A 23,958-nucleotide genomic window follows, 5' to 3' on the forward strand; every position below is an offset into this window, starting at 1 on the left:
CTGATGCAGCAAAGCCTGAGGGTGGTCCCGAACCGGCGGCCCCCTCAAGGCTTCACAGATTGAACAAGACGGCTTGCCGACTGACCTGCGGATTTGAGTGACAAACCCATGCCAAAACGTACAGACATTAAAAGCATCCTGATTCTCGGCGCTGGCCCGATCGTGATCGGCCAGGCCTGCGAATTCGACTACTCCGGCGCCCAGGCCTGTAAAGCCCTGCGCGAAGAGGGCTACCGCGTCATCCTGGTGAACTCCAACCCGGCTACCATCATGACCGACCCGGCCATGGCCGACGCCACCTACATCGAGCCGATCAAGTGGCAGACCGTTGCCAAGATCATCGAGAAAGAGCGTCCGGACGCGCTGCTGCCGACCATGGGTGGCCAGACTGCCCTGAACTGCGCCCTGGACCTGGAGCGCGAAGGCGTTCTGGAGAAGTTCGGCGTAGAGATGATCGGTGCCAACGCCGACACCATCGACAAGGCTGAAGACCGTTCGCGCTTCGACAAGGCGATGAAATCCATCGGCCTGGCGTGCCCGCGTTCCGGTATCGCCCACAGCATGGAAGAGGCCAACGCGGTCCTCGAGAAGCTCGGCTTCCCGTGCATCATTCGTCCGTCCTTCACCATGGGCGGCACCGGTGGCGGTATCGCTTACAACCGTGAAGAGTTCGAAGAAATCTGTGCCCGTGGTCTGGACCTGTCGCCGACCAAAGAGCTGCTGATCGACGAATCGCTGATCGGCTGGAAAGAATACGAAATGGAGGTTGTCCGCGATAAGAAGGACAACTGCATCATCGTCTGCTCGATCGAAAACTTCGACCCGATGGGCGTGCACACCGGTGACTCGATCACCGTGGCGCCGGCACAGACCCTGACCGACAAGGAATACCAGATCCTGCGTAACGCCTCCCTGGCGGTACTGCGCGAGATCGGTGTGGAAACCGGCGGTTCCAACGTTCAGTTCGGTATCTGCCCGAACACCGGCCGCATGGTCGTGATCGAGATGAACCCGCGAGTATCCCGTTCCTCGGCACTGGCTTCGAAAGCCACCGGTTTCCCTATCGCCAAGGTCGCGGCCAAACTGGCTGTGGGCTACACCCTCGACGAGCTGTCGAACGATATCACCGGCGGCAAGACCCCGGCGTCCTTCGAACCGTCCATCGACTACGTCGTGACCAAGCTGCCACGTTTCGCTTTCGAGAAATTCTCCAAGGCTGACGCGCGCCTGACCACTCAGATGAAGTCGGTGGGTGAAGTCATGGCCATCGGCCGTACCTTCCAGGAGTCCCTGCAGAAAGCCCTGCGCGGTCTGGAAGTCGGCGTGTGCGGTCTGGACGAGAAGGTTGACCTGCGCAACCCGGAAAGCATGAGCATCCTCAAGCGCGAACTGACCGTGCCGGGCGCCGAGCGCATCTGGTACGTGGCGGACGCCATGCGCGCCGGCATGAGTGTTGAAGACATCTTCGGCATGACCATGATCGATCCTTGGTTCCTGGTGCAGATGGAAGATCTGATCAAGGACGAAGAGAAGGTCAAGACCCTGGGCCTGACCAGCATCGACCGTGACCTGATGTTCCGCCTCAAGCGCAAAGGCTTCTCCGACATGCGTCTGGCCAAGCTGCTGGGTGTGACCGAGAAGGCCCTGCGTGCTCACCGTCACAAGCTGGAAATCTTCCCGGTCTACAAGCGCGTCGACACCTGCGCCGCCGAGTTCGCCACCGATACCGCGTACCTGTACTCGACGTACGAAGAAGAGTGCGAAGCCGCGCCGTCGGGTCGCGACAAGATCATGATCCTGGGCGGCGGTCCGAACCGTATCGGCCAGGGCATCGAGTTCGACTACTGCTGCGTACACGCGGCACTGGCCCTGCGCGATGACGGTTACGAGACCATCATGGTCAACTGCAACCCGGAAACCGTTTCCACCGATTACGACACCTCCGATCGCCTGTACTTCGAGCCAGTGACCCTGGAAGACGTGCTGGAAATCGTTCGCGTCGAGAAGCCGAAAGGCGTGATCGTCCAGTACGGCGGCCAGACCCCGCTGAAGCTGGCCCGCGCCCTGGAAGCCGCCGGCGTGCCGATCATCGGCACCAGCCCTGACGCCATCGACCGTGCCGAAGACCGCGAGCGCTTCCAGCAGATGGTCCAGCGCCTGAACCTGCGTCAGCCGCCAAACGCCACCGTGCGCAGCGAAGACGAAGCGATTCGTGCCGCCGCCAAGATCGGTTACCCGCTGGTGGTGCGTCCGTCCTACGTATTGGGCGGCCGTGCGATGGAAATCGTCTACGAAGAAGAAGAACTCAAGCGCTACCTGCGCGAGGCGGTTCAAGTGTCCAACGACAGCCCGGTGCTGCTGGATCACTTCCTCAACTGCGCCATCGAGATGGACGTCGATGCGGTCTGCGACGGCAAAGACGTGGTGATCGGTGCGATCATGCAGCACATCGAGCAGGCGGGCGTTCACTCCGGTGACTCCGCGTGCTCGCTGCCGCCGTACTCGCTGCCGGCACACATCCAGGACGAGATGCGCGAGCAGGTCAAGAAAATGGCCCTGGAACTGGGCGTGGTCGGCCTGATGAACGTACAGCTGGCGCTGCAAGGCGAAGACATCTACGTCATCGAAGTCAACCCGCGTGCTTCCCGCACCGTGCCGTTCGTGTCCAAGTGCATCGGTGTTTCCCTGGCGATGATCGCAGCACGCGTGATGGCCGGTAAAACCCTGCAAGAACTGGGTTTCACCAAGGAAATCATTCCGAACTTCTACAGCGTGAAAGAGGCGGTGTTCCCGTTCGCCAAATTCCCAGGGGTTGACCCGATCCTCGGCCCTGAGATGAAGTCGACCGGCGAAGTGATGGGCGTGGGCGATACCTTTGGTGAGGCGTTCGCCAAAGCCCAGATGGGTGCCAGCGAAGTGCTGCCGACCGGCGGTACTGCGTTCATCAGCGTGCGTGACGACGACAAGCCACTGGTTGCGGGCGTGGCCCGTGATCTGATCAACTTGGGCTTCGAAGTGGTCGCCACTGCCGGTACTGCCAAGCTGATTGAAGCCGCAGGCCTGAAGGTGCGCCGCGTGAACAAGGTGACCGAGGGTCGTCCGCACGTGGTCGACATGATCAAGAATGACGAAGTCACGCTGATCATCAACACCACCGAAGGTCGTCAGTCGATCGCTGACTCCTATTCCATTCGTCGCAATGCCCTGCAGCACAAGATTTACTGCACCACCACCATTGCTGCTGGCGAAGCTATTTGCGAAGCGCTGAAGTTCGGTCCCGAAAAGACCGTGCGCCGCTTGCAGGATCTACACGCAGGATTGAAGGCATGAGCATAACGAAGTACCCAATGACCGTTCAGGGCGCTCGCGCCCTGGAAGAAGAACATGCTCACCTGACCAAGGTCGTTCGTCCGAAGCTCAGCCAGGACATCGGTACGGCCCGCGAGTTGGGTGATTTGAAGGAAAACGCCGAATACCATGCTGCCCGCGAGCAGCAGGGTATGGTCGAGGCGCGGATACGTGACATTGAAGGCCGGATTCAGAACCAGGTCATCATCGATGTCACGACCATTCCTCACACCGGCAAGGTCATCTTCGGCACCACCGTTGAAATCGCCAACGTCGAGACTGATGAAAGCGTCACTTACCACATCGTGGGTGAGGATGAGGCTGACTTCAAACTCGGCAAGATTTCTGTCGGCTCGCCCTTGGCCCGTGCCTTGATCGGCAAGGAAGAGGGCGATGTGGTCGCGGTGAAAACGCCAAGCGGCGTTATCGAGTACGAGATTGTCGAAGTTCGCCACATCTAATAAAGGCAAGCGCCCGCTCCGTGCGGGCGCCATGCTTTGGCAGTTGACCCAGATGTTGTGGGTCGGTGGCTTGTGGCTGTTGCACATCGGTCTGCTGCCGGTGCTGGACCGTATAGGTCTGGCGCCGCTGCTGATCGACGAAATCGCAGGCATGCTGAATGCGCTGATGATCGGCTTTGCCGCAGCGTGTGTGATTTTTCAGGCTCTGGTGCTGATTCAGGCCGAGGGTCTTTTCAGTCTCTGGCTTGATATTCGTGGGCAACTGCTGTTGATGGCGCTATATGCGTGTGCGATGTTCATCGCTGTGCGTATCGGTTGGCCGGATGCGATCCGTTGGCAGGCGTTCAGCTATCTGGTGTTGGGCTTTTCCGGGCTGGTCCTGGTATTGCAGCCGGTGCCGGGATGGAGTGGCAGGGTGCGCGAAGCACACCCGTGACCCTTGTCATCACTTGAAGCGATGAACGTTCGACAGCTGCTTGTTGACGCTGAAGTTCTTGCGGTAAATCAGCGCCATCTTGCCGATGACCTGAACCAGATCCGCTTTGCCGACCTTGCACAGTTCAGCAATGGACGCCAGACGCGATTCGCGATCGAGGATATTGAGCTTGATCTTGATCAGTTCGTGATCCGCCAGTGCGCGTTCAAGCTCGGCTAATACACCTTCAGTCAAACCGTTGTCTGCCACAATCAGAACTGGTTTCAGATGGTGGCCAATGGATTTGTATTGTTTCTTCTGCTCTTGAGTGAGCGGCATAATCTGACCCTTTCGTCTGGATTCTGTAAAATGGCGGCCATTTTACCCGAGGGCTCGTGGATCCGCCCAATTAATCACGACCCTTATCAACGAGGTGCCCAATGGCGCGTTCCAAGACAAGCCTTGGTTGGCTGAAAAGACATGTCAACGATCCCTATGTGAAGCAGGCGCAGAAGGATGGCTACCGCTCGCGTGCGAGTTACAAACTTCTGGAGATCCAGGAGAAATACAAGCTGATCCGCCCTGGCATGAGCGTTGTCGACCTGGGCGCGGCGCCCGGTGGCTGGTCGCAGGTCACCAGCCGGCTGATTGGTGGCCAGGGGCGTCTGATCGCCTCGGATATTCTGGAAATGGACAGCATTCCGGATGTGACCTTCATCCAGGGTGACTTCACCCAGGACGAAGTGCTTGCCCGGATCCTTGAGGCCGTCGGTAATTCGCAGGTGGACCTTGTGATTTCCGATATGGCCCCCAATATGAGTGGTACGCCTGAAGTGGACATGCCCAAGGCCATGTTTCTTTGTGAGCTGGCTCTTGATCTGGCGGAGCGGATACTCAAGCCCGGTGGTAATTTCGTGATCAAGATTTTTCAGGGTGAAGGGTTCGATTCTTATCTGAAGGATGCTCGCAAGAAATTCGACAAGATCCAGATGATCAAGCCAGACTCTTCCCGCGGCAGTTCCCGCGAGCAATACATGTTGGCTTGGGGTTACTGCGGGCGTAGTGAGTAAAACGAGGTTTTTTCGCGGGGTGATAGGTTTTTCGTATTTCGCCCCGAGCGCTTTAGCGAATATTGTGTAGAAAGTGTTTCACAAAGGGTTACAGACGGCGCCTGCCAGAGTCGTAGGTAATGTAGTAAGTTAGGCCGGTGAATATCATGCGAAGCGCGCGCCACCAGCGGCGCTTGCTTCAGAGGGTAGTTAATTGAACGATATGGCAAAGAATCTGATCCTGTGGTTGATCATCGCGGCAGTCCTGGTGACGGTGATGAACAACTTCTCCAGCCCTAACGAGCCGCAGACCCTCAACTATTCCGACTTCATCCAGCAGGTCAAGGATGGCAAGGTCGAGCGCGTAGCCGTTGATGGTTACGTCATCACCGGCAAACGCACCGATGGCGACAGCTTCAAGACCATTCGTCCGGCAATTCAGGACAACGGTCTGATCGGCGACCTGGTGGATAACCATGTTGTAGTCGAAGGCAAGCAGCCGGAACAGCAAAGCATCTGGACCCAGCTCCTGGTCGCCAGCTTCCCGATCCTCGTGATCATCGCCGTGTTCATGTTCTTCATGCGGCAGATGCAGGGTGGAGCCGGCGGCAAGGGTGGCCCGATGAGCTTCGGCAAGAGCAAGGCGCGACTGCTTTCCGAAGATCAGGTGAAAACCACGCTGGCTGACGTTGCCGGTTGCGACGAAGCCAAGGAAGAAGTGGGCGAGCTCGTCGAGTTCCTGCGTGATCCGGGCAAGTTCCAGCGCCTGGGTGGTCGTATTCCTCGCGGCGTGCTGATGGTCGGTCCTCCGGGTACCGGTAAAACCTTGCTGGCCAAGGCGATTGCCGGTGAAGCCAAAGTGCCGTTCTTCACCATTTCCGGTTCCGACTTCGTCGAAATGTTCGTCGGTGTTGGTGCCAGCCGCGTTCGCGATATGTTCGAACAGGCCAAGAAGCACGCGCCATGCATCATCTTCATCGACGAAATCGACGCCGTCGGTCGTCACCGTGGTGCCGGCATGGGCGGTGGTCATGACGAGCGCGAGCAGACTCTCAACCAGTTGCTGGTAGAGATGGACGGCTTCGAAATGAATGACGGCATCATCGTGATTGCCGCAACCAACCGTCCAGATGTACTCGACCCTGCGCTGCTGCGTCCGGGCCGTTTCGACCGTCAGGTTGTGGTTGGTCTGCCGGATATCCGTGGTCGTGAGCAGATTCTTAAGGTCCACATGCGCAAAGTGCCGATGGGTGACGACGTCGCCCCGGCGGTGATCGCTCGTGGCACGCCTGGTTTCTCCGGTGCTGACCTGGCCAACCTGGTCAACGAAGCGTCGTTGTTCGCTGCCCGGGCCGGCAAGCGCATCGTCGAGATGAAAGAGTTCGAACTGGCCAAAGACAAGATCATGATGGGTGCCGAGCGCAAATCCATGGTCATGTCCGAGAAAGAAAAGCAGAACACCGCTTATCACGAAGCCGGCCACGCCATCGTTGGTCGCGTCGTGCCTGAGCATGACCCGGTCTACAAGGTCTCGATTATCCCGCGCGGTCGTGCGCTGGGTGTGACCATGTTCCTTCCGGAAGAAGATCGCTACAGCCTGTCCAAGCGCGCGCTCATCAGCCAGATCTGCTCGCTCTACGGCGGCCGTATCGCTGAAGAAATGACCCTGGGCTTCGATGGCGTCACCACGGGTGCCTCCAATGACATCATGCGCGCCAGCCAGATTGCGCGGAACATGGTGACCAAGTGGGGTCTTTCCGAGAAGCTCGGTCCATTGATGTACGCCGAAGAAGAGGGTGAAGTGTTCCTCGGTCGCGGTGGTGGTGGTCAGAGTGCCAGCTTCTCCGGTGAGACGGCCAAACTGATCGACTCCGAAGTGCGCAGCATCATTGACCAGTGCTACGGTACGGCCAAGCAGATCCTTACGGATAACCGTGACAAGCTCGATGCCATGGCTGATGCCCTGATGAAGTATGAAACGATTGATGCCGAGCAGATCGACGACATCATGGCCGGTCGTACACCTCGCGAACCGCGCGACTGGTCTGGTGGCACCGGTGCATCCGGCACGCCTCCAGCAGTACAGGGTGAGCGTCCGGAAACACCTATCGGCGGCCCGGCTGCTGACGTTTAAGGTTTGAAATGACTTCTGTTCAGTCCTCGACCCGGTTGCCTTGCGGCAACCGGGTTCTTGATTTGGCCCAGACGCATGTCATGGGTATTCTCAATGTCACCCCTGATTCGTTCTCCGATGGCGGCCAGTACAGCCAGCTCGATGCGGCCTTGCGCCATGCCGAGGCGATGGTGGCTGCTGGCGCGACGCTTATTGATGTCGGTGGTGAATCGACCCGGCCCGGCGCCAGGGCGGTTTCGCCGCTGGAAGAGCTGGAACGTGTAGCGCCGGTCGTCGAGCGGATTCATCGCGAGCTTGATGTGATTATCTCGGTTGACACCTCGACTCCCGCCGTCATGCGTGAAACCGCGCGACTGGGAGCTGGCTTGATCAACGATGTACGCTCGTTGCGTCGCGATGGTGCCCTGGATGCAGCCGCTGCGACCGGCTTGCCCGTGTGTCTGATGCATATGCTCGGTGAGCCGGGCGACATGCAGGACAATCCGCACTACCTGGACGTCACGAGAGAAGTGGGCGAGTTTCTCGCCGAGCGGATGGTCCAGTGTGAGGCGGCGGGCATAGCCAGCGATAAGATCATTCTCGATCCTGGCTTTGGCTTCGCAAAGACCTTGCAGCACAACCTGAGCTTGTTCAAACATATGGATGCCTTGCATGCCTTGGGGCGCCCCCTGTTGGTTGGGGTTTCGCGAAAAAGCATGATTGGGCAGGCGTTGAATCGTCCGGTAGGTGAGCGCCTGTATGGCGGTCTTGCCCTCGCGGCGCTGGCTTCACATAAAGGTGCGCGTATATTGCGCGTCCACGATGTAGCCGAAACAGTCGATGTGGTGAGGATGATCGCCGCAGTGGAATCAGCCGAATAAGAATGATGGAGCGTTTATGAGTAGGAAATATTTTGGTACTGACGGCATTCGTGGTCGAGTCGGTGAATACCCGATTACTCCTGACTTCATGCTCAAGCTCGGCTGGGCCGCGGGAATGGCGTTCCGCAAGATGGGCGCTTGCAAGGTGCTGGTCGGCAAGGACACCCGGATCTCAGGGTATATGTTTGAGTCGGCACTTGAGGCGGGCCTGACTTCTGCGGGCGCCGATGTGATGCTTCTGGGGCCGATGCCGACTCCCGCTATCGCTTACTTGACGCGTACGTTCCATGCAGAAGCCGGTATCGTGATCAGTGCATCGCACAATCCTCATGACGATAACGGCATCAAGTTTTTCTCCGGCAAAGGCACCAAGTTGCCGGATGAAGTTGAGCAGATGATCGAAGAGCTGCTGGACACGCCCATGACAGTGGTTGAGTCGAGCAAGATCGGCAAGGTCACGCGCATCAACGACGCCTCGGGTCGTTATATCGAGTTCTGCAAGAGCAGTGTGCCTACGGGGACCAGTTTTGCAGGGCTGAAAATCGTTCTCGACTGTGCCCATGGTGCGACTTACAAAGTGGCGCCGAGCGTGTTTCGCGAGCTGGGTGCTGATGTCGTCGTCCTGTCTGCGCAACCCAACGGCTTGAACATCAATGAAAATTGCGGTTCGACCCACATGGGGCAGTTGCAGGCTGCTGTGCTGGCTGAGCACGCCGACTTGGGAATTGCATTCGATGGTGATGGTGACCGTGTATTGATGGTCGATCACACCGGCACTGTCGTCGATGGTGACGAGCTGCTTTACATTATCGCCCGCGACCTGCATGAGCGCGACAAGCTTCAGGGTGGGGTGGTCGGGACGCTGATGAGTAATCTGGGGCTGGAATTGGCCCTGGCGGACCTGGCGATTCCATTTGTACGTGCCAACGTCGGCGATCGATATGTAATCGCTGATCTGCTGGAGCGCAATTGGTTGGTTGGCGGCGAGAACTCGGGCCATATCGTTTGCTTCGGTCACACCACTACGGGTGATGCGATCATCGCCGCGCTGCAGGTTCTGATGGCGCTCAAGACGCGCTCCGAGAGTCTGGCGCAGTCGCGTCAAGCGCTGCGCAAGTGCCCTCAAGTGTTGATCAATGTGCGGTTTGGTGGAGGAGCTAGCCCGCTTGATCATCCTTCGGTGAAGCAGGCAAGCGAACGCGTCACAAGCGCGATGGCCGGGCGCGGCCGTGTGCTGTTGCGCAAGTCGGGAACAGAGCCTTTGGTGCGCGTCATGGTCGAAGGCGAAGACGAAACGCAGGTTCGTGGTTACGCCGAAGAGCTGGCAAAACTGGTAAGTGAAGTTTCTGCCTGAATTCGGCTTGCCAGCCTTGATTGTGTTGGGTAACATCTGCGCCCACTTTGACCGACGAGGTACAGCATGCGTCGCCCTATGGTAGCTGGTAACTGGAAGATGCACGGTACCCGCGCCAGCGTCGCTGAGCTGATCAACGGCCTTCGTGACTTGGCCTTGCCGAGCGGTGTTGATGTAGCGGTATTCCCGCCTTTGTTGCATGTCAGCCAAGTGGTTGATGGCTTGAAAGGAAAGTCGATTTCGATCGGCGCGCAGAATTCTGCAGTGGAATCCGGGCAAGGTGCACTGACCGGCGAGGTCTCGCCAAGTCAGTTGGTGGATGCAGGTTGTTCCCTGGTGCTTGTCGGGCACTCCGAGCGTCGCCAGATTATGGGCGAGCAGGACGCAACGCTGATCCGCAAGTTCGCAGCGGCACAGGCAAGCGGCTTGATTCCGGTGTTGTGTGTAGGGGAGACCCTCGAGCAGCGCGAAGCGGGGAAGACCGTTGAGGTTGTCTCGCGTCAGCTGAGCAGCATCATCGGCGAGCTGGGTGTCGGTGTTTTTGCAAACGCAGTAATTGCTTACGAGCCGGTCTGGGCCATTGGTACCGGGCTGACTGCTTCGCCGCAACAGGCGCAGGATGTGCATGCAGCCATTCGTGCCCAGTTGGCGGCAGAAAATTCTGAAGTCGCACAAGGTGTGCGGCTTCTATACGGCGGCAGCGTGAAGGCGGCCAATGCGGTCGAACTGTTCGGCATGCCGGATATCGATGGAGGCCTCATTGGTGGGGCTTCCCTGAATGCAGATGAGTTCGGTGCGATTTGTCGCGCCGCGGGAAACTGAAAAAATGCTGGAAACAGTCGTAGTCGTTTTTCATCTGCTGGGTGCATTGGGCGTAGTTGCTCTCGTATTGCTGCAGCAGGGTAAAGGTGCGGATGCTGGCGCGTCTTTCGGAGCAGGTGCTTCAAATACTGTGTTCGGAAGCCAAGGTTCCTCTACCTTTCTTAGTAAGTTTACTGCTATACTTGCCGCAGGTTTTTTCATAACCAGCTTGGGGTTAGGTTACTTTGCTAAAGAGAAGGCTCACCAGCTGACTCAAGTAGGTCTCCCAAACCCGGCGGTACTGGAAGTTCCAAAGCAACAACCGGCTTCTGATGATGTCCCGGTGCTTCAAGAGCAAAAGTCGGCTACTCCAGCGACTGACGTGCCTCCAGCTCAAGAGCAGAAGTAAGAAGGGTTTCAAACGTAGTATTGCCGAGGTGGTGGAATTGGTAGACACGCAACCTTGAGGTGGTTGTGCCCATAGGGTGTAGGGGTTCGAGTCCCCTTCTCGGTACCAATTAGTCAGGAGAGCCCGCAGTTGCGGGCTTTCTTGCAGGTGGAAGGTTACATTGACCCTGTAGGGGATCGGTCGTATACTTCCGCCCCAGCTTTGTCGCGGGGTGGAGCAGTCTGGTAGCTCGTCGGGCTCATAACCCGAAGGTCGTCGGTTCAAATCCGGCCCCCGCAACCAGTTTAAGGAGCCCCTTTTAAGGGGCTTTTTGTTAGCTGGACACTTTCAACGCCGCTGTTCGACGGCGTTTCAAGGATGGGCGTTTCGCCCATTTTTTTATTTTGCATAGCATGCACATACATGCACTAGGGGGTTCAGGTGTCGAGCAAGCTAGAAGAGTTGCAGGCCTTGCTGGCCCCGGTGGTCGTGGCCCTAGGCTATGAATGCTGGGGTATTGAGTTTTCGGCCCAGGGTCGCCACTCAATGTTGCGCGTTTATATCGATAAAGAGGGTGGCGTGCTGGTGGACGATTGCGCCATTGTCAGCCGTCAAATCAGCGGTGTGCTGGATGTTGAAGATCCAATCTCCGTTGAATACACCCTTGAAGTTTCCTCGCCTGGCATGGAACGCCCACTGTTCACTCTTGAGCAGTTTGCAAAATTTGCCGGTGAACAAGTGAAGATCAAGCTGCGCTCGCCTTTTGAAGGTCGACGCAACTTTCAGGGCCTTCTGCGCGGTGTAGAAGAGCAGGACGTCGTGGTGCAGGTTGAAGACCATGAGTTCCTGTTGCCGATCGATATGATCGACAAGGCCAACATTATTCCCAGTTTTGACTGAGACGCGGATCCCGCGGATCCAATGGCTTGCGAAAGGCGAGGCGTACGATGAGCAAAGAAGTACTGCTGGTTGTTGAGTCGGTATCCAACGAAAAGGGTGTACCGGCAAACGTAATTTTTGAAGCGCTGGAGCTGGCCTTGGCCACTGCTACCAAAAAGCGTTTCGAGGACGAAGTTGATCTGCGTGTGGAAATCAATCGCCACACCGGTGCTTATGAGACTTTCCGTCGCTGGACGGTCGTCGAAGAAGCAGACCTGGACGATCCGGCCATTGAAACCTGGCCGAGCAAGGTTGCAGAGACGCATCCTGGTGCCAAGGTCGGTGACGTCGTAGAAGAAAAAATCGAGTCCATCGAATTTGGTCGCATCGCTGCACAGACTGCCAAGCAAGTCATCGTGCAGAAGGTTCGCGAAGCCGAACGCGCTCAGGTTGTTGACGCTTACCGCGAACGCCTGGGTGAAATCATCTCCGGCACCGTGAAGAAAGTGACCCGCGACAACGTGATCGTCGATCTGGGCAACAACGCTGAGGCGTTGCTGGCCCGTGAAGACATCATTTCTCGCGAAACCTTCCGGGTGGGTGTGCGCTTGCGTGCACTGCTCAAGGAAATCCGCACCGAGAACCGCGGCCCGCAGCTGATCCTGTCGCGTACCGCGCCGGAAATGCTGATCGAGTTGTTCCGCATCGAAGTGCCGGAAATTGCTGAAGGCCTGATCGAAGTGATGGCTGCATCCCGTGATCCGGGTTCGCGCGCCAAGATCGCCGTCCGCTCCAAGGACAAACGCATCGACCCGCAGGGCGCTTGCATCGGTATGCGCGGTTCGCGCGTCCAGGCAGTGTCGGGCGAGTTGGGCGGTGAGCGTGTGGACATCGTCCTGTGGGACGACAACCCGGCTCAGTTCGTAATCAACGCCATGTCCCCGGCTGAGGTTGCGGCAATTATCGTTGACGAAGATGCCCACGCAATGGACATCGCCGTTGGCGCAGACAATCTGGCTCAGGCCATCGGTCGCGGTGGTCAGAACGTGCGTCTGGCTAGCCAGTTGACTGGCTGGACCCTGAACGTGATGACCGAATCGGACATCCAGGCTAAGCAGCAAGCAGAAACCGGCGACATCCTGCGCAACTTCATCGAAGAGCTTGAAGTCGATGAAGAACTGGCTCAGGTGCTGGTAGATGAAGGCTTCACCAGCCTGGAAGAGATTGCCTACGTACCGTTGGAAGAGATGCTCAACATCGACGGCTTTGACGAAGACATCGTCAACGAGCTTCGCGCTCGTGCCAAGGATCGTTTGTTGACCAAAGCCATCGCTACTGAGGAAAAGCTGGCAGACGCCCATCCGGCCGAAGACCTGCTCTCGCTTGAGGGTATGGACAAGGATTTGGCGATGGAACTGGCGGTGCGCGGCGTAATTACCCGCGAAGACCTGGCCGAGCAGTCTATTGACGATCTGCTCGACATCGACGGCATTGACGATGATCGTGCCGGCAAGTTGATCATGGCCGCCCGAGCCCACTGGTTCGAGTAATTAGGCGCGGCCTGAGGAGAGAAGTGCATGACGCAAGTCACGGTGAAACAACTGGCCGATGAGGTCAAAACACCGGTAGAGCGCCTGTTGCAGCAGATGCGTGAGGCAGGTCTGCCGCACACCGCCGCCGAAGAAAGTGTGACTGACAGTGAGAAGCAATCGTTGCTGACTCACTTGAAAAGCAGCCACAAGGCGAAAGTGGAAGAACCACGCAAGATTACGCTGCAGCGTAAAACCACCAGCACCCTGCGTGTTGCTGGCAGCAAAAGCATCAGCGTTGAAGTACGCAAGAAGAAAGTCTTCGTACAGCGCAGCCCGGAAGAAATCGAAGCCGAGCGCAAGCGTGAACTGGATGAACGTCGCGCAGTAGAAAATGCTGCACGTCAGAAGGCTGAAGAAGAAGCCAAGCGTCGCGCCGAAGAAGAAGCGCGTCGCCAGCCTGCTGCTGCGCCGACCGCTCCAGCCGAACCTGTCGCTGCGCCTGTTGCAGTGGCCGAGCCTGTGCGTGAAAGCGCTCCGGTTGTGGCTGCCGCACCGGCTGCAGACGCTCGCAAGCGTGACGAGCCGCGCCGTCCGGACAAGCCACGTGCCGACGATAACAATCGTCGCGGTGGTGGCGATGGCGAGCGCAAAAACGCTCCGCATCGTGCTTCGGTCAAGGAAAAAGCACCTGCGCCACGCGTTGCCCCACGTACTACCGACGAAGAAAGCGATGGCTTCCGTCGTGGTGGTCGCGGCAAGGCCAAGCTGAAGAAGCGCAACGCCCACGGTTTCCAGAGCCCAACCGGCCCTGTCGTGCGTGAAGTGAAGATCGGCGAGACCATCACTGTTGGCGATCTCGCTCAGCAGATGTCGGTCAAGGCTGCTGAAATCATCAAGTTCATGTTCAAACTGGGTACTCCAGCGACCATCAACCAGGTACTGGATCAGGAAACTGCCCAACTGGTTGCTGAAGAACTGGGCCACAAAGTGACCCTGGTCAGCGATACCGCCCTGGAAGATTCCCTGGCAGAGTCCCTGAAGTTTGAAGGTGAGGCTGTTTCCCGTGCGCCAGTCGTGACCGTAATGGGCCACGTTGACCACGGTAAAACTTCCCTGCTCGACTACATCCGTCGTGCCAAGGTTGCTGCGGGCGAAGCCGGTGGCATTACCCAGCACATCGGTGCATATCACGTTGAAACCGACCGTGGCATGGTGACGTTCCTCGACACCCCTGGTCACGCCGCGTTTACCGCAATGCGTGCCCGTGGTGCCAAGGCGACCGACATCGTGATCCTGGTGGTTGCAGCGGACGACGGCGTAATGCCGCAAACCATCGAAGCCGTTCAGCATGCTCAGGCTGCTGGCGTTCCGCTGGTTGTTGCTGTGAACAAGATCGACAAGCCAGGTGCTGACCTCGATCGCATCCGTAGCGAACTGTCGGTCCACGGCGTGACTTCGGAAGAGTGGGGTGGCGATACTCCATTCGTACCGGTCTCGGCGAAGATGGGTACCGGTGTCGACGAACTGCTCGAAGCCGTATTGCTGCAAGCCGAAGTCCTGGAACTGACTGCAACTCCTTCGGCTCCTGGCCGTGGTGTCGTGGTTGAATCGCGTCTGGACAAGGGCCGTGGCCCGGTGGCTACCGTTCTGGTTCAGGACGGTACCCTGCGTCAAGGCGACATGGTCCTGGTCGGTTCGAACTACGGTCGCGTTCGGGCCATGCTCGACGAGAACGGCAAGCCAATCAAGGAAGCCGGTCCGGCCATCCCTGTCGAAATTCTCGGCCTGGACGGTACCCCGGACGCTGGCGATGAGATGAGCGTGGTTGCCGACGAGAAGAAAGCCCGTGAAGTGGCTCTGTTCCGTCAAGGCAAGTTTCGCGAAGTCAAACTGGCTCGCGCTCACGCCGGCAAGCTGGAAAACATCTTCGAAAACATGGGTCAGGAAGAGAAGAAGACGCTCAACATCGTCCTCAAATCCGACGTCCGTGGTTCGCTGGAAGCGTTGAACGGTGCCTTGAATGGCCTGGGTAATGACGAAGTGCAAGTACGTGTGGTCGGTGGCGGTGTCGGTGGTATCACCGAATCCGACGCCAACCTGGCTCTGGCTTCCAACGCTGTACTGTTTGGCTTCAACGTGCGTGCCGATGCCGGTGCTCGCAAGATCGTCGAGCAGGAAGGTCTGGATATGCGTTACTACAACGTGATCTACGACATCATCGAAGACGTCAAGAAAGCCCTGACCGGCATGCTCGGCAGCGATGTTCGCGAGAACATCCTGGGTATCGCCGAAGTGCGTGACGTGTTCCGTTCGCCGAAGTTTGGTGCGATCGCCGGTTGCATGGTTATCGAAGGTGTTGTTCACCGTAACCGTCCAATCCGTGTACTGCGTGAAGACATCGTTATCTTCGAAGGCGAGCTGGAATCCCTGCGCCGCTTCAAGGATGACGCTTCCGAAGTACGTGCCGGCATGGAATGCGGTATCGGCGTGAAGAGCTACAACGACGTCAAAGTCGGTGACAAGATCGAAGTCTTCGAGAAGGTTCAGGTTGCTCGCAGCCTCTAACTCGCGCACTTCAGGAGCCGTGATGGCCGGTCGCACTCATTCGTGCGACGCATCACCCGGACTCTAAACGCAACGCCCGGTCTGGCTTCTGTCAGGCCGGGCGTTTGCCGCTTTCAGACCTCACGGGTTTCACCGTGGGGCAGTTACAGGTAACAAGACATGGCAAAAGAATATAGCCGTACCCAACGTATCGGCGATCAGATGCAGCGCGAGCTGGCACAGCTGATCCGTCGCGAAGTCAAAGACCCGCGCGTCGGCCTGGTCACCATTACTGCTGTGGAAGTCAGCCGTGACGTCGGTCATGCCAAGATTTTCATCACCGTGATGGGCCAGGACAGCGCTGAAGACATCGCTCAAAGCATCAAGGTGCTGAATTCCGCCGCCGGTTTCCTGCGTATGCAACTGGCTCGCGAAATGAAGCTGCGCAGCGTCCCGCAATTGCACTTCCACTACGACGAAAGCGTCGTGCGCGGTGCGCATCTGTCGGCATTGATCGAGCGCGCTGTGGCTGAAGACAATCAGCATCCGGTTGCGGCAGAAGCCGAAGACACCAAGGAGTAATCGGTGGCTCAGGTCAAACGTATCCGTCGTAATGTCAGCGGAATCATCCTGCTCGACAAGCCGCTGGGGTTCACCTCCAACGCAGCTTTGCAGAAGGTCCGCTGGTTGCTGAACGCCGAGAAGGCCGGTCACACCGGCAGTCTCGATCCGCTGGCCACCGGCGTTCTGCCGCTGTGCTTCGGTGAAGCCACCAAGTTCTCGCAATACCTGCTCGATTCGGACAAGGGTTACGAGACGTTGGCGCAACTGGGCAAAACCACCACCACGGCGGACGCCGAAGGAGAGGTTCTGCAGGAACGCCCGGTGACCGTTGGTCGCGCCGATATCGAAACTGTCCTGCCGGATTTTCGTGGGCAAATCAGTCAGATACCGCCGATGTACTCGGCCCTCAAGCGGGATGGCCAGCCGTTGTACAAGCTGGCGCGTGCTGGCGAAGTAGTGGAGCGCGAACCGCGTTCTGTTACTATTGCGCGCTTGGAATTGCTGGCCTTCGAAGGTGATACTGCGCGACTGGCAGTGGATTGCAGCAAAGGCACCTATATTCGTACCCTCGTGGAGGATATTGGTGAAAAACTCGGTTGTGGCGCTTACGTTGCAGAACTGCGACGTACCCAGGCCGGGCCTTTCACGCTGGCCCAGACCGTCACCCTGGAAGAGCTGGAAGCGGTACATGCCGAAGGCGGCAACGAAGCGGTTGATCGCTTCCTGATGCCATCGGACAGCGGCCTGCTCGATTGGCCGTTGTTGCAGTTCTCGGAGCACAGCTCGTTCTACTGGCTCAACGGCCAGCCGGTTCGCGCCCCGGATGCACCGAAGTTCGGCATGGTACGGGTACAGGATCACAATGGTCGCTTCATCGGTATCGGTGAAGTGAGCGAAGACGGGCGCATCGCGCCGCGTCGACTGATTCGGTCAGAATGACCGAACGAGTGTGGCTGTCAGCAGGCACGGTCACTACTCATTTTTAGATACAGGGATTTGTCCCTGGCCTGTTGAAACTGTTTTTCGACAAACAGTTTCCTGATAAAAGGATTGCCTCATGGCTCTCGACGTTCAAGAAAAAGCTCAAATCGTTGCTGACTACCAGCAAGCTGTTGGTGACACTGGTTCGCCGGAAGTGCAAGTAGCACTGCTGACCGCCAACATCAACAAACTGCAAGGTCACTTCAAGGCCAACGGTAAAGATCACCACTCCCGTCGTGGTCTGATCCGCATGGTTAACCAGCGTCGCAAGCTGCTGGACTACCTGAAAGGCAAGGACGTGAGCCGTTACAGCGCTCTGATCGCTCGCCTGGGTCTGCGTCGCTAACAAGCGATTGCGCTAGAGGTTGGTTGTCTGTCGTGCACCAGCGGGTTTCCCGCCAGTGCACGGCAGGCTCCCAGCCTCAAGTTTTATCTGGATACCTGCTTTACCTGAGTAGCACCTGGACAATTGTGTCGGGCCGATTCCCGGCGTTGCCCAAGAATTTCGCAAGAAACCCGTTTCCCCAAGAGCCACAAAAGAAGGTAGGACACCGTGAACCCGGTAATCAAAAAATTCCAGTTCGGTCAGTCGACCGTTACCCTCGAGACTGGCCGAATCGCCCGTCAGGCCTCCGGCGCAGTATTGGTCACCGTTGACGACGACGTCAGCGTATTGGTGACCGTAGTCGGTGCAAAACAAGCCGATCCAGGCAAGGGCTTCTTCCCTCTGTCTGTTCACTACCAGGAAAAAACTTACGCTGCCGGTAAGATCCCTGGCGGTTTCTTCAAGCGTGAAGGCCGTCCTTCCGAGAAAGAAACCCTGACTTCCCGACTGATCGACCGTCCGATCCGTCCGCTGTTCCCTGAAGGCTTCATGAACGAAGTGCAGGTTGTCTGCACCGTCGTTTCCACCAGCAAGAAGACCGATCCGGACATCGCTGCGATGATCGGTACTTCGGCAGCCCTGGCGATCTCCGGCATTCCTTTCGATGGCCCGATCGGCGCTGCCCGCGTTGCCTTCCACGAAAGCACCGGCTACCTGCTGAACCCGACCTACGAGCAACAGGCTGCCTCGAGCCTGGACATGGTCGTTGCCGGTACTTCGGACGCCGTATTGATGGTTGAATCGGAAGCCAAAGAGCTGACCGAAGACCAGATGCTGGGCGCGGTACTGTTCGCTCACGACGAATTCCAGGTTGTGATCAACGCTGTTAAAGAACTGGCTGCCGAAGCCGCCAAGCCAACCTGGAACTGGGCTCCTGCGCCAGAAGCCACCGAACTGCTGGGCGCTATCCGTGCCGAGTTCGGCGAAGCGATCTCCCAGGCCTACACCATCACCGTCAAAGCCGACCGTTACGCTCGCCTGGGCGAGTTGAAAGACCAGGTTGTTGCCAAGCTGTCCGGTGAAGAAGGCCAGCCTTCCGCTTCCGACGTCAAAGCGGCTTTCGGTGAAATCGAATACCGCACCGTTCGCGAAAACATCGTTAACGGCAAGCCACGTATCGACGGTCGCGACACCAAGACCGTACGTCCGTTGAACATCGAAGTCGGTGTCCTGCCAAAAACCCACGGTTCGGCCCTGTTCACCCGTGGCGAAACCCAGGCCCTGGTCGTTGCAACTCTGGGCACCGCCCGTGATGCACAGCTGCTGGACACCCTGGAAGGCGAGAAAAAAGACCCGTTCATGCTGCACTACAACTTCCCACCGTTCTCGGTAGGCGAGTGTGGTCGCATGGGTGGTGCCGGTCGTCGTGAAATCGGTCACGGCCGTCTGGCCCGTCGTTCGGTTTCGGCCATGCTGCCTGCCGCCGACGTGTTCCCGTACACCATTCGCGTGGTTTCGGAAATCACCGAATCCAACGGTTCGAGCTCGATGGCTTCCGTTTGCGGTGCTTCCCTGGCACTGATGGACGCTGGTGTGCCGATGAAGGCGCCAGTTGCCGGTATCGCCATGGGGCTGGTTAAAGAAGGCGAGAAATTCGCTGTTCTGACCGACATCCTGGGTGACGAAGACCACCTGGGCGACATGGACTTCAAGGTAGCCGGTACCGCCAAAGGCGTCACCGCGCTGCAGATGGACATCAAGATCAAGGGCATCACCGAAGAGATCATGGAGATCGCTCTGGGCCAAGCCCTGGAAGCGCGCCTGAACATCCTCGGCCAGATGAACCAGATCATTGGCCAGTCGCGTACCGAATTGTCGGCCAACGCTCCGACCATGATCGCGATGAAGATCGACACCGACAAGATCCGTGACGTTATCGGTAAAGGTGGCGCGACCATCCGTGCGATCTGTGAAGAAACCAAGGCTTCGATCGATATCGAAGACGACGGTTCGATCAAGATCTTCGGCGAAACCAAGGAAGCAGCTGAAGCAGCACGTCAGCGCGTTCTGGGTATCACCGCTGAAGCCGAGATCGGCAAGATCTACGTCGGTAAGGTTGAGCGCATCGTCGACTTCGGCGCATTCGTCAACATCCTGCCTGGCAAGGACGGTCTGGTGCACATCTCCATGCTGAGCGATGCTCGCGTTGAGAAAGTGACCGACATCCTCAAGGAAGGTCAGGAAGTGGAAGTACTGGTACTGGACGTGGACAACCGCGGCCGTATCAAGCTGTCCATCAAAGACGTAGCAGCTGCCAAGGCTTCGGGCGTTTAATCAGCCCTTCAGCCTGATGGCTTCAACGTTGTAGAAAATGCCCCGCAGTGAAAGCTGTGGGGCATTTTTTTGTCCGCAGAAAATTGAAGCGACTTGGAAGTTGCCTGACCCTAAAGTCAGTGCTAGGTTTAGCCCACCGCCCGTGTAGCTCAGCCGGTAGAGCAGCGCACTCGTAACGCGAAGGTCGCAGGTTCGATTCCTGTCTCGGGCACCAGCGACACTCTGTTTTCAGATGATCCCGAATGGTTCTGAAGGCCAGACAAACCGCGCTTCATACGGTTTTTTGCGTCAGAGAGATCCTTGATGATCCAGATCCATCTTCCATTCCCCAGATCAGCGAGAACGCCATGACCGTTAAAGAGTTGACCCAAGAAGCCCGCCACGAAGAAGCGCTCAAGAAATACTTGATCGACTCACCCCAGTTAGCCGATGAGATCAAGGACCTGCCCGCCGACGATCAGAAAGATCAGATCCAGTGGGCGTTCGAGGATGAGGCGGAGGCCCAGGGCCTGCAGCCTTGGGAGTTGACGCTCAAGTACACCTGCACCCCGCAAGAGTTCGAGGCCAAGCGCCTGGAGCTGCACAAGGAAGCTGCCGAAGTGTTGGGCGTCGAGTGGGAAGAGTACTGCGAGATGAATAATCTGGTGGTTTGACACTCATGTAGGAGCGAGCCTGCTCGCTCCTACAGTTCGATGTGATCAGAGACTCAAGCGCATCGACAGATCGACGGCCTTCACATCCTTGGTCATCGCACCAATCGAGATGTAATCCACGCCGGTTTCGGCGATTGGCAGCAGCGTGCTTTCATTGATCCCGCCGCTGGCCTCCAGTTTTGCCTTGCCGCCGTTCAGGCGCACGGCTTCGCGCATGTCATCCAGGCTCAGTTCGTCGAGCATGATGATGTCTGCCCCGGCCGCCAGGGCTTCTTTGAGCTCATCCAGGCTTTCCACCTCAATCTCTACCGGTTTGCCCGGCGCGATCTTGTGCGCGGCGGCAATGGCCTGCGCAATGCCGCCACAAGCAGCAATATGGTTTTCCTTGATCAGGAAGGCGTCATACAGGCCGATGCGGTGGTTGTGGCAACCGCCGCAGGTCACGGCGTACTTTTGCGCCAGACGCAGCCCCGGCAGGGTTTTGCGGGTGTCGAGCAGCTTGACCTGGGTTTCGCCAACGAAGTCCGCCAGGTACTGCGCGCGGGTGGCCACACCGGACAGCATTTGCAGGAAGTTCAGCGCGCTGCGTTCGCCGGTCAGCAGCGAGCGCGCCGGACCTTCGAGGTGGAACAGCACCTGATTGGGTTTCACCCGCTCGCCATCGGCGACTTGCCAATGCACTGCGACCCGTGGGTCCAGTTGCCGGAAAACCGCGTCGACCCAAGCGGTGCCAGCAATGACGGCAGCGTCGCGAGTAATGATGGTGGCTTTGGCCAGGCGTTCGGCCGGGATCAGCTGCGCGGTGATGTCGCCGCTGCCGATGTCTTCGAGCAACGCGCGGCGCACGTTGGCTTCGATTTCGGCGTTCAGATCGGCGAGACGTAGATTCGGCATAACGGACTCCACAAACAAAGTGGTCCGATTATAGGGCCATGCCGCGGAGCAACCCAAGGCGTGCGAAAGATTGTCGGCGCAGCGAAACATGCATTTGGTCGATTCCCGCAAGCAAATACCGCCCGTACTGGTCTGTATTTCCATGGAGGAACACGGGTCGCTGGTACCGGGGTGGTTTTTTGCAAGATAATTGCGCCTTGCAATTGACGTCATGACTTTGACGATTCGTGGAATCATTGTTTCAGGGGGACCGGGATGCACAACGACGGGAATGTAGTGCCTTTGCACAAGGCGCCTACCGATCAGGCGATTCATACGCCGCTCACCCGCCTGCCTGTGATTCTCCTTCAGGTTCGCGACAAGGCTGTGCTGCAGCTCAGGAAAGGCCTGCAGGCGCTGTTTGACAATGCAGACGACACACTTTTTGAAATGACGGATCGGGCTCGAGATAGCATCGAGCAGAACATTTACTTCCAGGCCATGCGCGATTTGCGCCTCAAGCGCAAAAGTATCGAGCGGCTTTTTTTCGATCAGATCTTCGAGGCATTTGCTCGTCTTTCCCGCTACGACGTAACACCTGTGAACGGCTCCATGGCGCTGTCGGCCGGCGCTTCGTTTGCGCAGCCCGGCGACGAGCTGGAGCGCACAGTCGCGGTAGAAGCGATGGTCAATAAAATACTGGATCGTGACGGTTTGGCGCTCGACCAGCTCACCGCACGCCTCAGTACGCTGTTGGGCAAGACGCTGATTGAAAGGCACAACCCTTTGGGGCCGACGTTGCTGTGTGAGTTTTTCCTGCAGGCCGGGCGCAATCTCGGGGTAGAGATCAAGGTCAAGTTGATTATCCTCAAATTGTTCGAGCGCTATGTGCTCAACGATGCTGACCAGCTCTATGGTGAAGCCAACCAGTTATTGGTAGTCATGGGCGTGCTGCCCGATCTCCAGCCCGTCCCGGCACGAACGATTGCTACGTCTGTCGAAACGCCTGTGGCCGTTGAGTCGCAAGAGCCAGCGCTCGACGACAGCCTGCCACCGGTGTTTCTGCCATTGCAGCACCTGTTGTCCCAGGTGCGCGGCCGTTTCACGCCAACCCTCGAAGCAAGCGTGCCCGCACAGCCGATTTCCTCACGGGACCTGTTGCGGCTGCTTTCGTACTTGCAGCAATACGTGCCGACGCACGCCAGTCAGGACGATTTCGATCTGCGCAATCAGCTGGGACAGTTGCTGACTCGCGTCAGTGTCAAAAGCGGCAAGTCGCGCGTGGTGGGGGTGGCGGATGAAGATGTCATCAACCTGATCGCCATGCTGTTCGAGTGCATCCGCCACGACCGCGACTTGCCGCAGAGCCTCAAGGCGTTGGTTGGCCAGTTGCAAATCCCGATGGTCAAGGTGGCGGTTCTGGACAAGCGTTTTTTCAGTCGCGGCGATCACCCGGCCAGGCGTCTGCTCAATGAAATAGCCAGTGCCACGCTCGGCTGGAGCAGCTGCGACGATGTTCAGCGCGATAGCCTGTACTTGCGCATCGAGCAGGTGGTGAAGCGGTTGTTGAATGACTTCGTCGATGACCCGACGATTTTTTCCGATCTGCTGGCTGACTTCCTGGCGTTCACCGCCGATGAGCGGCGTCGCAGTGAACTGCTGGAGCAGCGCACTCGTGATGCTGAAGAAGGCCGGGCGAAAGCTGCGTTGGCCCGTCAACATGTCGAACAGGCTTTGAATCTGGCCTTGTTGGGCAAAAGTCTGCCGCGCAGCGTGGTGCTGTTTGTTCAGGACGCCTGGAGCAAAGTGTTGCTGCTGACCTTTCTCAAGCACGGTCATCAATCGACGCAGTGGCATGCGGCTGTGCAGACCATGGAGCAGTTGGTCTGGAGCGTTCAGTGCCATGACGAACCGGACGCGCGTTCGCGCTTGCTGGCGCTGGTGCCGGGCTTGCTCAAGGCGTTGCGCGAAGGCCTGAGTGGTTCGACGTTCGATCCGTTCGCCACCAGTGAGTTTTTCAGTGAGCTGGAAGGTTTGCATGTTCAGTTGTTCGAGCCTGAGCCTCATGCGCCAAAGGACGCGCCGGAGTTGGTTCAGGTGCTCGAAGCAATGGTCTTGCAGTCAGCCGATGAAGGACCGGTACGGGCCACTGCGGTGCCTTTGTCGGCCGATGATATCGGGCTGTGGCACGTGGACCAGTTGCGCCTTGGTGGCTGGGTCGAGTTCCAGGAGGATCAGGACAATACGCTGCGCTGCAAGCTGGCAGCGATTATCGACGTCACGGGCCATTACATTTTCGTCAACCGCACTGGCATGAAGGTGCTGGAGCACAGCCGTGCGAGCCTGGCCCTGGAGTTTCGTCGCGGTACGGTGCGTACGCTCGATGACACCTTGCTGTTTGATCGGGCGCTGGAGAAGGTGATCGGCAATCTGCGACGCCTTGAGCGTGGCAAGTGATCGCAT

At 58.0% G+C, this 23,958-nt stretch carries 20 protein-coding genes and 3 tRNA genes; 21 read left to right on the plus strand and 2 right to left on the minus strand.

Features of this window, described 5'->3' with window-relative positions; translation table 11 throughout:
• Positions 1 to 108: 108 nt before the first annotated feature.
• From carB to D8U73_RS26975, 3 genes are read left to right on the plus strand one after another with little or no spacing between them, the layout of a single operon-like run.
• A complete protein-coding gene (gene carB, locus D8U73_RS26965; RefSeq protein ID WP_056854961.1) occupies positions 109 to 3,330 on the plus strand; it encodes a carbamoyl-phosphate synthase large subunit in 3,222 nt (1,073 codons plus the stop codon).
• A 2-nt stretch (positions 3,331 to 3,332) separates the two neighbouring features.
• Positions 3,333 to 3,809: a transcription elongation factor GreA gene (gene greA / locus D8U73_RS26970; protein ID WP_038861135.1), complete on the plus strand. Its 477-nt coding sequence runs from the start codon at positions 3,333 to 3,335 to the stop codon at positions 3,807 to 3,809.
• Positions 3,810 to 3,840: 31 nt separating this feature from the next.
• Positions 3,841 to 4,245: an MFS transporter gene (locus D8U73_RS26975; protein WP_130906238.1), complete on the plus strand. Its 405-nt coding sequence runs from the start codon at positions 3,841 to 3,843 to the stop codon at positions 4,243 to 4,245.
• Between the two features lie 9 nt (positions 4,246 to 4,254).
• Here D8U73_RS26975 and D8U73_RS26980 read toward each other — a convergent pair whose 3' ends face one another.
• Positions 4,255 to 4,563 (minus strand): YhbY family RNA-binding protein, encoded by a 309-nt coding sequence (locus D8U73_RS26980; RefSeq protein WP_007942889.1) that lies wholly within the window; start codon positions 4,561 to 4,563, stop codon positions 4,255 to 4,257.
• A 101-nt stretch (positions 4,564 to 4,664) separates the two neighbouring features.
• Between D8U73_RS26980 and rlmE the strand changes: the two genes are divergently transcribed.
• The 17 genes from rlmE to D8U73_RS27065 all read left to right on the plus strand — a co-directional run bounded on the left by rlmE (position 4,665) and on the right by D8U73_RS27065 (position 20,622).
• Complete coding sequence (rlmE, locus tag D8U73_RS26985) at positions 4,665 to 5,294, plus strand: 23S rRNA (uridine(2552)-2'-O)-methyltransferase RlmE (RefSeq protein WP_056854963.1); 630 nt, start codon at positions 4,665 to 4,667, stop codon at positions 5,292 to 5,294.
• 202 nt (positions 5,295 to 5,496) lie between these two features.
• Positions 5,497 to 7,407 (plus strand): ATP-dependent zinc metalloprotease FtsH, encoded by a 1,911-nt coding sequence (gene ftsH / locus D8U73_RS26990; protein ID WP_056854964.1) that lies wholly within the window; start codon positions 5,497 to 5,499, stop codon positions 7,405 to 7,407.
• Between the two features lie 8 nt (positions 7,408 to 7,415).
• Positions 7,416 to 8,267 carry a dihydropteroate synthase gene (gene folP, locus D8U73_RS26995; protein ID WP_056854965.1) on the plus strand — a complete coding sequence of 284 codons (852 nt, stop codon included), beginning with the start codon at positions 7,416 to 7,418 and terminating at the stop codon, positions 8,265 to 8,267.
• Between the two features lie 16 nt (positions 8,268 to 8,283).
• On the plus strand, positions 8,284 to 9,621 hold the full coding sequence (glmM, locus tag D8U73_RS27000; RefSeq protein WP_130906239.1) for a phosphoglucosamine mutase: 1,338 nt from the start codon (positions 8,284 to 8,286) through the stop codon (positions 9,619 to 9,621).
• A gap of 66 nt (positions 9,622 to 9,687) precedes the next feature.
• On the plus strand, positions 9,688 to 10,443 hold the full coding sequence (tpiA, locus tag D8U73_RS27005) for a triose-phosphate isomerase (protein WP_130906240.1): 756 nt from the start codon (positions 9,688 to 9,690) through the stop codon (positions 10,441 to 10,443).
• 4 nt (positions 10,444 to 10,447) lie between these two features.
• Positions 10,448 to 10,831, plus strand: a complete 384-nt coding sequence (gene secG / locus D8U73_RS27010; RefSeq protein WP_017336473.1) for a preprotein translocase subunit SecG — start codon at positions 10,448 to 10,450, stop codon at positions 10,829 to 10,831.
• 22 nt (positions 10,832 to 10,853) lie between these two features.
• Positions 10,854 to 10,939 (plus strand) — tRNA-Leu (locus tag D8U73_RS27015).
• Positions 10,940 to 11,036: 97 nt separating this feature from the next.
• Positions 11,037 to 11,113 (plus strand) — tRNA-Met (locus D8U73_RS27020).
• Between the two features lie 138 nt (positions 11,114 to 11,251).
• Positions 11,252 to 11,710: a ribosome maturation factor RimP gene (gene rimP / locus D8U73_RS27025; RefSeq protein WP_007973115.1), complete on the plus strand. Its 459-nt coding sequence runs from the start codon at positions 11,252 to 11,254 to the stop codon at positions 11,708 to 11,710.
• A 47-nt stretch (positions 11,711 to 11,757) separates the two neighbouring features.
• Positions 11,758 to 13,239: a transcription termination factor NusA gene (gene nusA, locus D8U73_RS27030; RefSeq protein WP_056854968.1), complete on the plus strand. Its 1,482-nt coding sequence runs from the start codon at positions 11,758 to 11,760 to the stop codon at positions 13,237 to 13,239.
• Positions 13,240 to 13,266: 27 nt separating this feature from the next.
• The gene (gene infB / locus D8U73_RS27035; RefSeq protein WP_056854969.1) at positions 13,267 to 15,786 is read left to right on the plus strand and encodes a translation initiation factor IF-2; all 2,520 of its coding nucleotides are present in this window, start codon (positions 13,267 to 13,269) and stop codon (positions 15,784 to 15,786) included.
• 159 nt (positions 15,787 to 15,945) lie between these two features.
• Complete coding sequence (rbfA, locus tag D8U73_RS27040; RefSeq protein WP_034148332.1) at positions 15,946 to 16,347, plus strand: 30S ribosome-binding factor RbfA; 402 nt, start codon at positions 15,946 to 15,948, stop codon at positions 16,345 to 16,347.
• Between the two features lie 3 nt (positions 16,348 to 16,350).
• A complete protein-coding gene (truB, locus tag D8U73_RS27045) occupies positions 16,351 to 17,268 on the plus strand; it encodes a tRNA pseudouridine(55) synthase TruB (protein ID WP_130906241.1) in 918 nt (305 codons plus the stop codon).
• Between the two features lie 118 nt (positions 17,269 to 17,386).
• Positions 17,387 to 17,656, plus strand: coding sequence for a 30S ribosomal protein S15 (rpsO, locus tag D8U73_RS27050; RefSeq protein ID WP_011332409.1), 270 nt, complete (start codon positions 17,387 to 17,389; stop codon positions 17,654 to 17,656).
• 207 nt (positions 17,657 to 17,863) lie between these two features.
• Positions 17,864 to 19,969, plus strand: coding sequence for a polyribonucleotide nucleotidyltransferase (gene pnp, locus D8U73_RS27055; protein WP_130906242.1), 2,106 nt, complete (start codon positions 17,864 to 17,866; stop codon positions 19,967 to 19,969).
• A gap of 138 nt (positions 19,970 to 20,107) precedes the next feature.
• Positions 20,108 to 20,183, plus strand: a tRNA-Thr gene (locus D8U73_RS27060).
• 133 nt (positions 20,184 to 20,316) lie between these two features.
• Positions 20,317 to 20,622 (plus strand): DUF6388 family protein, encoded by a 306-nt coding sequence (locus tag D8U73_RS27065; protein WP_056855256.1) that lies wholly within the window; start codon positions 20,317 to 20,319, stop codon positions 20,620 to 20,622.
• Positions 20,623 to 20,667: 45 nt separating this feature from the next.
• On the opposite strand, the gene nadC is transcribed toward D8U73_RS27065, so the two are convergent.
• Positions 20,668 to 21,516, minus strand: coding sequence for a carboxylating nicotinate-nucleotide diphosphorylase (gene nadC / locus D8U73_RS27070; RefSeq protein WP_130906243.1), 849 nt, complete (start codon positions 21,514 to 21,516; stop codon positions 20,668 to 20,670).
• A 255-nt stretch (positions 21,517 to 21,771) separates the two neighbouring features.
• On the opposite strand from nadC, the gene D8U73_RS27075 reads away from it, so the two are divergent.
• A complete protein-coding gene (locus tag D8U73_RS27075) occupies positions 21,772 to 23,952 on the plus strand; it encodes a DUF1631 domain-containing protein (protein ID WP_130906244.1) in 2,181 nt (726 codons plus the stop codon).
• Positions 23,953 to 23,958: the final 6 nt, after the last annotated feature.

Origin of the sequence: Pseudomonas sp. Sample_22 (assembly GCF_004307635.1) — a bacterium.
Lineage (GTDB): Bacteria > Pseudomonadota > Gammaproteobacteria > Pseudomonadales > Pseudomonadaceae > Aquipseudomonas.

Coding starts and splice junctions, on each gene's coding strand:
- carB (WP_056854961.1), top strand. CDS start 109: ATGCCAAAACGTACAGACATTAAAAGCATCCTGATTCTCGGCGCTGGC.
- D8U73_RS27065 (WP_056855256.1), top strand. CDS start 20,317: ATGACCGTTAAAGAGTTGACCCAAGAAGCCCGCCACGAAGAAGCGCTC.
- D8U73_RS27075 (WP_130906244.1), top strand. CDS start 21,772: ATGCACAACGACGGGAATGTAGTGCCTTTGCACAAGGCGCCTACCGAT.
- tpiA (WP_130906240.1), top strand. CDS start 9,688: ATGCGTCGCCCTATGGTAGCTGGTAACTGGAAGATGCACGGTACCCGC.
- folP (WP_056854965.1), top strand. CDS start 7,416: ATGACTTCTGTTCAGTCCTCGACCCGGTTGCCTTGCGGCAACCGGGTT.
- D8U73_RS26975 (WP_130906238.1), top strand. CDS start 3,841: ATGCTTTGGCAGTTGACCCAGATGTTGTGGGTCGGTGGCTTGTGGCTG.
- nusA (WP_056854968.1), top strand. CDS start 11,758: ATGAGCAAAGAAGTACTGCTGGTTGTTGAGTCGGTATCCAACGAAAAG.
- secG (WP_017336473.1), top strand. CDS start 10,448: ATGCTGGAAACAGTCGTAGTCGTTTTTCATCTGCTGGGTGCATTGGGC.
- D8U73_RS26980 (WP_007942889.1), bottom strand. CDS start 4,563: ATGCCGCTCACTCAAGAGCAGAAGAAACAATACAAATCCATTGGCCAC.
- nadC (WP_130906243.1), bottom strand. CDS start 21,516: ATGCCGAATCTACGTCTCGCCGATCTGAACGCCGAAATCGAAGCCAAC.
- infB (WP_056854969.1), top strand. CDS start 13,267: ATGACGCAAGTCACGGTGAAACAACTGGCCGATGAGGTCAAAACACCG.
- rlmE (WP_056854963.1), top strand. CDS start 4,665: ATGGCGCGTTCCAAGACAAGCCTTGGTTGGCTGAAAAGACATGTCAAC.
- glmM (WP_130906239.1), top strand. CDS start 8,284: ATGAGTAGGAAATATTTTGGTACTGACGGCATTCGTGGTCGAGTCGGT.
- rbfA (WP_034148332.1), top strand. CDS start 15,946: ATGGCAAAAGAATATAGCCGTACCCAACGTATCGGCGATCAGATGCAG.
- ftsH (WP_056854964.1), top strand. CDS start 5,497: ATGGCAAAGAATCTGATCCTGTGGTTGATCATCGCGGCAGTCCTGGTG.
- rpsO (WP_011332409.1), top strand. CDS start 17,387: ATGGCTCTCGACGTTCAAGAAAAAGCTCAAATCGTTGCTGACTACCAG.